Origin of the sequence: Oceanobacillus sp. FSL H7-0719 (genome assembly GCF_045040795.1) — a bacterium.
GTDB lineage: Bacteria > Bacillota > Bacilli > Bacillales > Amphibacillaceae > Oceanobacillus.
Genome location: NZ_CP150301.1, coordinates 3,266,073 through 3,278,563 on the forward strand (window position 1 = coordinate 3,266,073; position 12,491 = coordinate 3,278,563).

Below are 12,491 nucleotides of genomic sequence, written 5' to 3' on the forward strand. Positions count from 1 at the left end.
AGCTTGGAATTAAACAAAACGAAGATTATTTGTTACGATAGAAGCAAGGTTAAAATTAATTTAGATTGGAAGAGTCCGATGAGAAAAACAATTACATTAAAAATAAAACAGCAGCAGTTAAAAGCCTATCAAAATAAATACCCATTAATTAGCCGTGATGCGATACAAAATGAAAAAAACTTAACGAATGAAGGGGATCTCATTCGAATGACTGACCCTGAAGGACGCTTTCTTGGTACAGGTTATTACGGAATGCAAAATAAAGGAGTTGGCTGGATACTAAGCTGGAAAGAAAAAGATAAAATAGATCAGCACTTTTTCAAACAAAAAATCAGCGCTGCCATTGCAAATCGTCAGGAACTTTATGAGAATCAAGAAACAACTGCCTTCCGTGTATTTAATGGAGAAGGGGATGGCATTGGCGGACTGACGATTGATTATTTCTCTGGTTATTATTTAATTAATTGGTATAGCAAAGGGATTTACTCTTTCCGTGAAGAAATTCTTGCAGTTTTTGATGAATTGATTACTTATAAGGCAATCTATGAGAAAAAACGCTTTGCCACAAAAGGGCAATATGTTGAAGGTGATGACTTTGTTAAAGGTGAACAAACAGAATTTCCAATTGTTATAAAAGAAAACGGGATGAATTATGCAGTTGATTTGAATGATGGAGCAATGGTAGGGATTTTTCTTGATCAGCGAAATGTAAGGAAGACAATTCGTGATTCCTATGCACAAGGAAAGAAAGTATTAAATACATTTTCATATACTGGCGCCTTTTCAGTGGCAGCTTTATTAGGGGGAGCAGCACATACAACAAGTGTAGATCTTGCTAAGCGCAGCAGACCGCTTACAGAAGAGCAATTTGCTGTAAATGAAATCGATAGTAAAAAGCAGGATATTGTCGTGATGGATGTCTTCGATTATTTCAAATATGTAAAGCGTAAAAAGCTGATGTTTGATCTAGTTATCCTTGATCCTCCAAGTTTTGCACGTTCGAAAAAGCGTAACTTCAGTACAGTAAAGGATTATCCTTGGCTAATCGAGGAGACAATAGAAATAACAGAAAAAAATGGAATCATAGTTGCCTCCACAAATACAGCAACATTCGGAATGGCCAAGTTTAAAAAGTTAATTGATCAAGGATTTAAGAGAATGAACAGTAATTACCGGATTCTTGATGCATTTTCTTTACCGGAGGATTTCCGAGTAAGTCAATTCTATAAAGAAGGAAACTATTTAAAAGTATTGTTTATCGAAAAGCTATCTTAAAGCAGATTCACCTATTGCGGGTGAATCTTTTTTTATAAAAGAACAAGAAAACACTTGCATGAATATTAGTTTTAATGCATAATAATACAAAAGTCGATTTTATGGAGGAATGAATACATGGCGCCTGCGATAAAGAAGTTGAATACACATAATGAAGAATTATATGGGCAGGATTTTTTGACACTTGCAGATTATAGCCCTGAACAAATCAATGATTTATTGGATTTAGCTTTTTATATTAAAGCACAAAAGAAAAAGGGGATCCCCTTTGAACCGTTAAAAGGAAAAGTACTTGGAATGATATTTGAAAAATCTTCAACAAGAACACGCGTATCCTTTGAAGCTGGGACGATTCAACTTGGCGGGCAGGCATTATTCTTGAGTTCAAAAGATATGCAGCTTGGACGAGGAGAAACAATTGCAGACACCGCAAGAGTGCTGTCAGGATATTTAGATGGAATTATGATTCGTACTTACTCTCATCACGATGTGGAAGAGCTTGCTAAATATGCAACAATACCTGTAATTAATGGATTAACAGATTTGTACCACCCCTGTCAGGTATTGGCGGATCTCCAGACTATGATGGAAGTTAAAGGTGATTTAAAAGGGAAAAAGCTCGTATATATTGGGGACGGCAATAATGTGGCACACTCCTTGATGATTGGTTCTGCAAAAATGGGAATAGAAATTGTCGTTGTCGCGCCAGATGGATATGCACCTGATAAGGAAGTTGTTGAGAAAGCACAGCAATTTGCAAAAACATCTGGTGGAAAGATTACATTATGTACTGATCCAAATGAAGCAGTACAAGGAGCAGACTTTATTTATACGGACGTATGGGCAAGTATGGGGCAGGAAGAGGAGCAGGTAAAACGCAGAAAGGATTTTGCTGACTATCAGGTAAACGAATCGCTTCTTGCCAAAGCGAAAGAAGATGTGACATTTATGCACTGTCTTCCTGCTCATCGGGATGAAGAAGTGACAGAATCCGTAATTGAAGGGGGACACTCTGTCGTATTCCAACAAGCTGAAAACCGGCTTCACGCACAGAAAGCCTTAATGACGGCATTAATGAGTTAAAAAAGATTGAAAACCGAGTGTAAGCCAGGACTACCAACTGGCATACACTCGGTTTTTGATTGGAGGGGCAGCGATACATCCGACTGCTATGTGAGTGAAATTATAACCATCCGGCCAAGGCTAAACGCCTGAATGTATCCCCATCGCCGTAATCGTAATTTAAGGACTAGCAACGCGCGCCTGTTAGCTTAGTAACCGAAGCGATTTACACCTCTTCATCTAAAAATTCCACTCTCAAGCCTGTCCGATCCATCTCAAGCTCTTCGATACGATAGTCCGGCAGCACTTTGGAAAAGTGCTCAACAAAGCGTTTTCTATTCGTCTGGTGAACAAAAGAAATCATTGTTGGACCAGCTCCGCTGATAGTGGTTCCATAAGCACCTAAAATTCTTGCTTCAGATTTTATCAAATCATAATTCGGAATTAGTTCTTTTCGAAAAGGCTCATGGAAACGATCTTTTTCCATCATTTTTCCTGCAAGTGCATAGTCACCATTCAGCAGACTTGCAACAACAAGATTACTGACACCACTAGCAAGTGCAGCTTCATTTCTTGAATATTGCGCTGGCAAGACATCTCTAGCAGTATCTGTTTTCAATTCTATATCGGGAATATACACGGCAAGCATCGGGGAAAAATCAGAAAGCTTTATCCAGTCAATCTCACCGTCTATATAAGTAGAAATAATTAATCCCCCAAATAAAGCAGGAGCAACATTATCCGGATGTCCTTCCAATTCAGTTGCATATGCAAGCTTTTCTTCATCGGACAGCTTCAGCTCAGAGAGCTGGTTAGCAAGTTCAATTCCTGCAATAATTGCTGATGCACTGCTTCCAAGGCCGCGTGCTAAAGGAATACTGCTTATTTCCTCAACACGGCAGGGGGGCAGCGCTTTTCCATATTTATCTGCAGTCTTTTTAGCAACACGATAAATAAAATGCTCTTCATATGGCAAATCCGCTGCTGCAGATGGGGAGATAAATTCCCAATTCTCTTGTTGTTTAACTTTTAGAGTTAAATATATGTTTACTGCCAAGCCCATTGAATCAAAGCCAGGGCCAAGATTCGCTGAGCTGGCAGGAACTATAATTTTAAACCTATTCATCCGCTGTCAGCTCTTCAATATAGTTTTTTATAGCAGCTACATCATTTGGCAGGGAGACTGGCGCAATTTTTTGGTTGTCTTGCACAGTTTGCGGGTCTTTTAGGCCATTTCCAGTTAGCACTGCAACAACTCTACTTCCTTGTGGAATATTTCCTTGTTCACATTGCTGGATGACCCCTGCAATAGAGGCATTTGAACCAGGCTCAGCAAAGACACCTTCCGTTTTGGGAAGCAGCTGAAACGCCTCTAAAATTTCTTCATCTGTTACAGAAGTGATAATACCACCTGACTCGTCCCGTGCCGCTGTGGCGAGCTTCCAGCTTGCAGGGTTGCCAATACGGATTGCAGTTGCCACTGTCTCTGGCTGTGCAATGATTTCATCTTTCGTAATGGCTGCTGCTCCCTCGGCCTCAAAGCCAAACATTTTCGGCAAACCAGTTTGTTTTTCTTTATGATACTCTTTAAAGCCTTTCCAGTATGCACTAATATTCCCAGCATTCCCAACAGGAATGGCTAAAATATCAGGTGCACTGCCAAGTGCATCACAAATTTCAAAGGCTGCAGTTTTTTGTCCTTCAATCCGATATGGGTTTACTGAATTCACTAAAGTTACCGGTGTTGTTTCACTGATCTCCCGTACCATTGTAAGTGCTTCATCAAAGTTTCCGTCAATTTCAATGATTTTTGCGCCATAGATAACGGCTTGTGCTAGTTTGCCAAGGGCAACCTTCCCTTTAGGGATTACAATAATAGCCTGAAGTCCTGCTCTTGCTGCATAAGCTGCCGCGGCTGCAGAGGTATTCCCGGTAGAAGCGCAGATGACCGATTTGCTGCCGGCCTCTTTTGCTTTAGCGATGGCCATCACCATTCCACGGTCCTTGAAAGAACCGGTTGGGTTTGTACCCTCCACTTTTCCATATAACTCAATTCCTAGTTTTTCCGATAGATTTGGAAAATAGATGAGTGGGGTATTTCCTTCATTTAAGCTAAGTGCTGGTGTTTCATTTGTTATAGGCAAATACCTTCCATATGCATGAATTAAACCTTGCCAAGTCATTCCGCTCCATCTCCTTCTACTCGATAGTAGCTGGAAATCTCGTTAACTGCATCCAGCTTTCGCAGCTTCTCTAATAGATTCGTAAAGTTTTCTTCTGATGTTTGATGTGTGATTACAATAATTTCTGCTGTTTTATTTTTATCTTTAGGACTTTGCAGGATACGTTTCAGACTAATTTCATAATCATGAAATAGCTTAGAAAGCTGTGAAAAAACGCCAGCCTCATCTTTTACGTTCACACGCATATAATATTGAGAAAATCGCTTGCTTGCAGGCTTTAATTCTTTATCAAAATAATAATGAACAATTTGTTCACCCGATACACCAAGACGAATATTCTTAATAACTGCAACTAAATCAGAAACAATTGCTGTAGCGGTAGGGAGACTGCCGGCACCTGGTCCGTAAAACATCGTTTCACCGACTGCTTCACCATACACATAAACTGCATTGTATTCATTTTTTACTGTTGCTAATGGATGTGAATTTGATAAAAACGTTGGCAATACATGGATGTCCAGTTCCTGGTTGGTAAAGTCCGCATAGCCAATAAGCTTCATTGTATAGCCGAATTCATTCCCATGTTTAATATCTTCACTTGTAATTTTTGAGATACCCGATACTTTTACATCTCCTAAATCTACAGGTGTTGAGAAAGCCAGGCGGCCAAGAATTGCCATTTTACGTGCTGCATCAAGTCCTTCGACATCTGCCGTTGGATCAGCTTCTGCAAAACCTAATTCCTGTGCTTCCTGTAAAGCAGCATCGTAGCTCATGCCCTCTTCAGCCATTTTCGTTAATATGTAGTTTGTTGTTCCATTTACAATTCCCATTACACGCTGAATACGGTCTGAAGCAAGCCCGTCAGTAATTCCTCTTAAAATTGGAATACCGCCAGCAACACTGGCCTCATAATAAAAGTCGCATTTATTTTGTTCGGCAGCAGCATGTAATTCCGGACCGTGGATTGCAACTAAATCTTTATTGGCAGAGATTACGTGCTTTCTTGCAGCAAATGCCTTGAGAATATATTCCTTTGCTATTTCGATGCCGCCCATTACTTCGATTACAACATCAATTTCAGGGTCATTTAAGATATCCTCTGGATCAAGTGTTAACACAGATGCCTCGATATTTGCATGACGTGCTTTTTCTAAATTACGTACGAGAACGCGCTTTACTTCGACTTCTGCACCCAGCTGATGTCTGAGTTTTTCCTGATGGCTTTGGATAATATTAATTACTCCCGAACCAACGACACCAAGTCCTAATAATCCGATTGAAACCTTATTTTCCATATCATCACCCCATTGCTGCCTGAGGAAGCAGCTGAATTTTTTATATTTAATCAATTTAAACACGAAAAGAATAGGATATCAATAAGGGAATCGATAAGTTTTCCTTTAAAGCGCTTTCTTTTCGGAAAATAATGAACCATTTGTGATTTGTTTAATATTCTAGTACTAAGTTCACTAGAAAGAGGGGGAAGGGGATGAAAAATGAAGTAGTAGGCTGCTTGTTTTTCTGCTTCTTAGTTCTTGGTGTGGCACTCGGTTATTATTTTAATCATCTGCAGTTATTTAGTGTACTTGGTTTAGGATTGGGCTTAGTAATCGTATTCTTTTTTCGTAAAAAGGTGAAGTAGATATTATGAATAAAGCAGGTCGTTCTTCATAGGAGAAACAACCTGCTTTGAATTTTAATTATGTTCAAGATCAAGGAGGTATTGCTTCAGTTGAAGTCCTCCACGAAACCCGCCAAGCCCGCCATTTTTATTAATAACTCTATGACACGGAACGGCGATAAGAACTGGGTTTCTGCCAATTGCTGTGCCAACCGCTCGAATGCTTTTGGGATTGCCAATACAATCAGCTATATCGGAGTATGTCCGTGTTTCTCCATATGGTATGTTTCCAAGCATCTTCCAAACAGCAAGCTGAAAAGGGGTGCCATGAAGGTCTAACGGAAAGTCAAAGTTCTTCAGTTCACCTTCAAAATATGCTATAAATTGAGACTTATAGGGCTGAAGTATTTCTTGATTATGCTCTAATGTGAAATCAGAAATCCTTTTTTTAAACCAGTTCTCCATGTCAGCGCAGTCCTCATTAAAACCGCCAGCCCAAGATAGGCCAGCTTCAGTGGCAGCAAGTATGGAGGTTTCATTATTTACCTCCAGCATGTCGAAATATACCTTTTTTAAAAGCTTTGACAAATTGTCACTCTCCTTTTTGAAAAAGCATATAGCCTAGTGCAGGCCATATGCTTTTAAAATTAATCCTTATTTTCTTCTTTGACGATAGGATAAAATCCAAAACTTTCACCGAAATGTTTATTATATCTTGCTTTAAACTTACCAAATAAATATTGTACAAGCACTTTAAGAATTGCATAACCCGGTATACCAAGAATGACACCAACCACCCCAAATAAATTACCGGCAACCAGTAAGACAATGATGATGGTAAGCGGGTGAATTTTCATTGTGCGTCCCATAATATTTGGTGAAACAAAGTTCCCCTCTAAGAACTGTACAGCAATCCATACAATAACCATTTTTATCAGCATAAATGGAGAATCTACCATTGCAATAATCAAAGCCGGTGTAATAGCGATTGTTGGTCCCAGATATGGAACAACACTTGTAATCGCTGCGACTATTGCGAGTGTAATGGCGTAATCCATCCCGATAATTAAATAACCAATATACAACATTATCCCTATGCATGTTGCGACAATGATTTGTCCTTGAATATAAGATCCGACCTGTGTATCCATATTATGCAGAATCTGGTTCACATCTTTTCTGAACCCAGGTGGTAAGAGTTTTAAGAAATAATCTTTAAATCTCGTCCCATCTTTTAATAGAAAGAACAAAATAATCGGGAAGGTTACAATGGCAACAATGACATTTGTAACGGTAGATGCAACGTTTTGAACGCTTTGAAGTGCATTTACTACATAGCCGCCAATAATCCCAGGAATATCGCTGAAGTTATTGACAACCCAATTATAGCCTTCTTCGTAATAAGGACCAAGAAAAGAGTTCTGCACCCAAGATGTAATACTTGCTCCTAATTCAGATAAATATCTTGGGAAATTAGCAGCTAATTCTTTAACCTGTGTTTCGATTGAAGGAGCAGTAAGTAAAACTAATCCTGTGATAATACCGCCAATTGCAAGAATAATAATTAAAATTCCCCAAATCCGCTGGATGCGTAATCTTTCCAGTAAATTAACGATTGGATTTAATAAATAATAAGCAATGAAAGCTAAAATTAACGGGGGAGCAACAGTTGAAAAAATTACGAAAAATGGATGGAAAACAAACGCAACCTTATTATAAATAAAAATGGTCACACCAATTAACGCTAATAAAGCAAAAAGAAAAAATAGATTTTTTCCTCCTAGAAAATTGATAAATCTAGTAGTCTGTTTCATAGTTTACCCCTTTTGTTAAGTTGTCAAATAGTAGAATAACTTGTTCATATTATAACCTAATTTTCGCACAAGGAAAACACAAAGTCACCAAAGCTGATACAAACTCCTGATTAATTTAATTCAGTATTTTGCCCCTCTGGAAAATCGCAGCTCGAATACACTACGCTTTCCGTGGGGGCTGGTGAGCCACTCGTGCTAAAGCACTCGCAGTCTCACCGATGCCTCTTATCCCACAGGAGTCTCCGTGTATTCGAGCTGCTTCGTGCTGAAAATATTATTTAGTGTTCTTATTGAAGTAACAAAATAAAAATAAAAAAACTTGTTGGGATTACCTCTGAAATTATGACAGTGTGTAGTCAAAAAATAATATTAGAATAATTAACGTGCATATCTTCTGACATCATTCAATGAGATAGATCTCTGTTTTTTCTGGGAGCATTCCAAATGCTCCGAGACTCCTGCAGGAAGAGAGGCCTAGATGAGACCATGGAGTGCGTCAGCACGGAAGGGGCTCATCAGCCGCCTGCGGAAAGCGAAGGGGCATTTGGAATGCGGACCTGCAGCGGAGAGTAAAAGAGCAAAACAAACATTAACCTGCATTAAAGTAATCGGGACTTCACTTAAAATACGTCTGAATCGTTCTCATTATTTCAAGTTGAAAAATAACCAACTTAACCTCACCCGGCTATTTTTCCTTCGCTTGTTTTTCTTTGTTTCATGGAAATGAGCATTGTCCCCAGGGATAAGATAACGAAGATACCGCCGATATAAGGGTTTAATGCAACACTTGCCTGATCTACGACAATTCCACCGATAAACGAACCGAAAGCAATGCCAAAATGAAGGGCAGAATTGCTGATGCTGATTTGCATATCAGCTGTATCGGGAGCTGCAGTCATTAAATAGCTCTGCATCGGAGGGCTGACAGACCAGCTCATCATCCCCCAAACAATCAATGCAAGCATAAACACTGGCATGAATGCTGTTGCACTAGGAATCAAAAAGATGGTTATTGCAAAAATAGCGATAAAAATCAGCATAACACGTGCCGTACCAAATTTATCGGCAAAGGTGCCGCCTATTGCCCCGCCACTGACTGCAGCAATGCCGAAGAGGAGATAAACGATGCTAAGTGCACTTTCACTCATTCCCATTGTTGTTTTAACATAGGGTGTTAAGTATGCATAAAGCACTGCATGTCCAGATAATAATGTAAAGATTGTTAAATGTGCGAAGAGAATCTTTTTGTTTTTCAATGATTGGATTTGTTCTTTTATAGAGCTGACAGGCCGTGGGGCAACACGATCCATAAATATATAAACTCCAATCATACTGATTGCTGTCAGAATGACAATCATAATAAATGGAGCACGCCAGCCAAAGAGATTTCCAAGACTCAGTCCAATTGGAACACCGAGTACAAGTGATCCGCTGACACCCATGCTGACAATGCCAATTGCACGTCCTCGATATTTCGGTTCAACAATATTCGCAGCCATTACAATACAAAGAATAATTAAAATCGATCCGCTAGCAGCTGAAATAATTCTGCCGATAAATAATATGCTGTAAGCCGGACTGAATACAGCCAGAATGTTGCCAAATAGAAAGACGGACAATGCAAGAAGCATCAGGCGCTTTCTTTCCATTTTTGCTGTAAGTACCAACAGAATTGGCGCGGAAATTCCAAAAGTTAATGAGAAAATTGTTATTAGCATTCCTGCAAGTCCTAAGCTTATGTTTAAATCAATTGCAATGAGGTCTAAAATACCTCCAATAATTAACTCAACCATTCCTACGACAAAGGAAACAGTCATTAAAAAGTATACACGTTTATCCATGATGTTACACCCTTCTATTATAAGTACAAATACCATATTAATTGCATTTTTATAAATACACAAGAACAAGCATAGTTTTCAAAAAGAGAAAGGATTTTGTACAGGTGCTGCTATAAAGTTCCGTAATATGACAACAAAGAAGAAAAAGCTTGATAACTCTGCTATAATTGAATTACCTCGAATGAAAAGGGAGGAAAAAGCTTTGAGTACGGAAGCAAGATTGCAAAAGGAAGCAATGCATGTGTTGAAGCTGACCAGCAGAACTTTTTATATACCAATAAAGTTATTGAAGCCTGTACTTCGGAGAACGGTTGGAGCTGCTTATTTATGCATGCGTGCAATTGATGAGATTGAAGACCATGAAACACTGCCGATCGAGATAAAGTCTCGTCTGCTGCGGGCAACAGGTGAGTTGCTGCAAGCAAAATCAGGCTTTGATAGAGAAGCATACGAAGCATTGTTAGAACCATATCAAAATGATTTGCCAGAGGTAACACTCCGACTTGCGGATTGGGTGGAGATTTGTCCAGATGAAATAGCACCCAAGGTCATGGAATCGACAAGTGAAATGGCAGGTGGCATGGCGAAATGGGTTGAGAGGGACTTTGAAGTAACGACAAAGGAAGAACTTGATGAATATACCTATTATGTAGCAGGTCTGGTGGGCGTGATGTTATCTGATATTTGGAACTGGTATGATGGAACAGAAACGAATTATGATTTAGCTGTCGGTTATGGAAGAGGCCTTCAGGCGGTAAACATGCTGCGTAACCAGGATGAAGATGCTGAGCGCGGGGTGCGTTTTCTTCCAGATGGCTGGACACGCGCTGACATGTTTGATTATGCTTGGGATAATCTTACAAAAGCTGACGAATATATTAAAGACCTCCATACAAAAAATATCATTTTGTTCTGTAAAATACCACTAGCGCTAGCGAAGAAAACGTTAAGCGCGATGGATGCAGGGAAAGAAAAAATGACTCGTGTTGAAGTGGAGTCTACAGTTGAGGAAATTTTAAAAGAAACAAAATAAAGAGCTGCTGCCAATCTTTCTTTGAGAGAGATTGGCAGTTCTTCGTTTTACGCTCCATTTTGAGTATAAGCTAAAGATACTTTTAGGTTTGCATTCTTTTCCCGAATGCGATCTAGCAGCATTTTATCCTTGGTGTCGTTTTTCGTGCGAATCGCGTACGTATACATAATCATCGTGCCCAGATTCGTTGTTTCTACTTGTCGTAAAGTATATGAAAGCGTATATTCTTGAAAAACATCATCTAATAGATTTTCATGATTGAGATTTTCTGGCACGGTTACTTTAAGAATCTGTGTATCCTTACCTTTTCCATAGTTAAATTTATAAAGGATATAAAATAAAATACTTGCAAAGAATGTCATTACAACTGCTAGTGTAAATTGATACAGACCACAGGTCATTCCAACTGAAAGTCCAAAAAAGATATAAGCAATATCTTTTGCATCAGTAACCGCGCTGCGAAAACGAATCAGCGAGAAGACAGCGAATAATCCAAATGCTACTCCAGCATTGTCGCTAACAACATTCATAATCACAGATACAACGACACTCATAATGATAATTGTATGCACAAAGTTCTGTGAATAACGTTCACCTGTAAACGTTATTTGGTAAATTAATGTGATGATAATACTTAATACAGTTGCGATTGTCATCGCTGCTAAACTTAATCCAAGTGCGCTTTCACTCGCGTTTAACGTAAATAATTGGTTAATTGTTTCCATATTATATTCCCCCTATGTTAATGTTTTCCCGGACTATTTCAGTCTCTGTTGCAACACTTTTTAATAATTCCATGCTTGTGCAAAACTTTGAAGCGCTTCGCTGCTCGCAATTCAATTGCTGTAAAATTCGTGCTAACCACAGAGGAACACTGTCATTTACCTTCACTTCAAGAACAGCTAAATTCTTATCAATAAACAATTCCCCATGGTCTCCATTCTCCAACTGAAGGTCTTCATTTCTGCATCTTAAATTGAAATCGAAGGTAATTCTTAATTCAGGATCAGTTATACAATGCAATGCATGTCTGTCATAGCTTACAACCATTTCTGGTTCCAGCTGATAGAGCTTTCGAAAGTAATCGATTTCCCGTAATACTTGCAGATTGGAAGTCTCAAAGGAAGTTAAATCTTCTTCGATTGAATAGAGATAGCGGTAAGCTTCGGAAAGCGGTATTAGCATTCGGCGCTTATTTACTACTTTCTTATGTTTCTGCTTCACCTCAAAAAAAGCCGTACAGTTCAAGTCTGCATCATTGTAAACTCGCAATCTCAATTTTTGTCTGTATCTCAGCTTATTTTTTGTTTCATAGTAAATGGTATGATCAGCACTATCAAAATAAAGACTTGTCACGGTGTACTTGCCCTCATCGCCAAATTTGTCGGGCCGCATATAAGGGGCAATGTTTTCAATCAGTGCATCATATTGTTCCATTGTAATTAAGTATTTTTGTTCTTTTCTTCTAAAAATCTCAATGGCCATGTCAATCTCCCTCCTTGATTCTTATCTTAGGGGTGGAGAGTAAGACCATCCTGTGATTCAGATTAGAATATAATGAGAGTTTGCTGAAAGAATGTTAATTTAATGTAAAATTTGTTTGAATTAAAAAGTAATAATAGTTTATTTGATGGTGAAGATGCAGCAACTCATAGTTTG

At 38.8% G+C, this 12,491-nt stretch carries 12 protein-coding genes; 4 read left to right on the plus strand and 8 right to left on the minus strand.

Annotation, left to right across the window (positions count from 1 at the left end):
* Positions 1-78: 78 nt before the first annotated feature.
* Both NST93_RS16680 and argF read left to right on the plus strand, forming a co-directional pair.
* Positions 79-1,275: a class I SAM-dependent rRNA methyltransferase gene (locus NST93_RS16680; protein WP_405098982.1), complete on the plus strand. Its 1,197-nt coding sequence runs from the start codon at positions 79-81 to the stop codon at positions 1,273-1,275.
* A 117-nt stretch (positions 1,276-1,392) separates the two neighbouring features.
* A complete protein-coding gene (argF, locus tag NST93_RS16685; protein ID WP_405098984.1) occupies positions 1,393-2,358 on the plus strand; it encodes an ornithine carbamoyltransferase in 966 nt (321 codons plus the stop codon).
* 205 nt (positions 2,359-2,563) lie between these two features.
* On the opposite strand, the gene thrB is transcribed toward argF, so the two are convergent.
* From thrB to NST93_RS16700, 3 genes are read right to left on the minus strand one after another with little or no spacing between them, the layout of a single operon-like run.
* A complete protein-coding gene (thrB, locus tag NST93_RS16690) occupies positions 2,564-3,463 on the minus strand; it encodes a homoserine kinase (RefSeq protein WP_405098986.1) in 900 nt (299 codons plus the stop codon).
* A complete protein-coding gene (gene thrC, locus NST93_RS16695) occupies positions 3,456-4,520 on the minus strand; it encodes a threonine synthase (RefSeq protein ID WP_405098988.1) in 1,065 nt (354 codons plus the stop codon). Before thrC ends, thrB begins: the two co-directional genes overlap by 8 nt.
* Complete coding sequence (locus NST93_RS16700) at positions 4,517-5,818, minus strand: homoserine dehydrogenase (RefSeq protein WP_405098990.1); 1,302 nt, start codon at positions 5,816-5,818, stop codon at positions 4,517-4,519. Before NST93_RS16700 ends, thrC begins: the two co-directional genes overlap by 4 nt.
* 194 nt (positions 5,819-6,012) lie before the next feature.
* Between NST93_RS16700 and NST93_RS16705 the strand changes: the two genes are divergently transcribed.
* Positions 6,013-6,165 (plus strand): hypothetical protein, encoded by a 153-nt coding sequence (locus tag NST93_RS16705; RefSeq protein ID WP_405098992.1) that lies wholly within the window; start codon positions 6,013-6,015, stop codon positions 6,163-6,165.
* Between the two features lie 54 nt (positions 6,166-6,219).
* On the opposite strand, the gene NST93_RS16710 is transcribed toward NST93_RS16705, so the two are convergent.
* The 3 genes from NST93_RS16710 to NST93_RS16720 all read right to left on the minus strand — a co-directional run bounded on the left by NST93_RS16710 (position 6,220) and on the right by NST93_RS16720 (position 9,799).
* Entirely contained in the window at positions 6,220-6,732 is a 513-nt protein-coding gene (locus NST93_RS16710) for a methylated-DNA--[protein]-cysteine S-methyltransferase (RefSeq protein WP_405098994.1), read from the minus strand.
* 59 nt (positions 6,733-6,791) lie between these two features.
* Positions 6,792-7,958: an AI-2E family transporter gene (locus NST93_RS16715; protein ID WP_405098996.1), complete on the minus strand. Its 1,167-nt coding sequence runs from the start codon at positions 7,956-7,958 to the stop codon at positions 6,792-6,794.
* Positions 7,959-8,635: 677 nt separating this feature from the next.
* Complete coding sequence (locus NST93_RS16720) at positions 8,636-9,799, minus strand: MFS transporter (RefSeq protein ID WP_405098997.1); 1,164 nt, start codon at positions 9,797-9,799, stop codon at positions 8,636-8,638.
* Between the two features lie 202 nt (positions 9,800-10,001).
* Between NST93_RS16720 and NST93_RS16725 the strand changes: the two genes are divergently transcribed.
* Positions 10,002-10,832: a squalene/phytoene synthase family protein gene (locus NST93_RS16725; RefSeq protein ID WP_405098999.1), complete on the plus strand. Its 831-nt coding sequence runs from the start codon at positions 10,002-10,004 to the stop codon at positions 10,830-10,832.
* A gap of 47 nt (positions 10,833-10,879) precedes the next feature.
* On the opposite strand, the gene NST93_RS16730 is transcribed toward NST93_RS16725, so the two are convergent.
* A complete protein-coding gene (locus NST93_RS16730) occupies positions 10,880-11,557 on the minus strand; it encodes a DUF4956 domain-containing protein (RefSeq protein ID WP_405099001.1) in 678 nt (225 codons plus the stop codon).
* 1 nt (position 11,558) lies between these two features.
* A complete protein-coding gene (locus NST93_RS16735) occupies positions 11,559-12,317 on the minus strand; it encodes a polyphosphate polymerase domain-containing protein (protein ID WP_405099003.1) in 759 nt (252 codons plus the stop codon).
* Between the last annotated feature and the right edge of the window lie 174 nt (positions 12,318-12,491).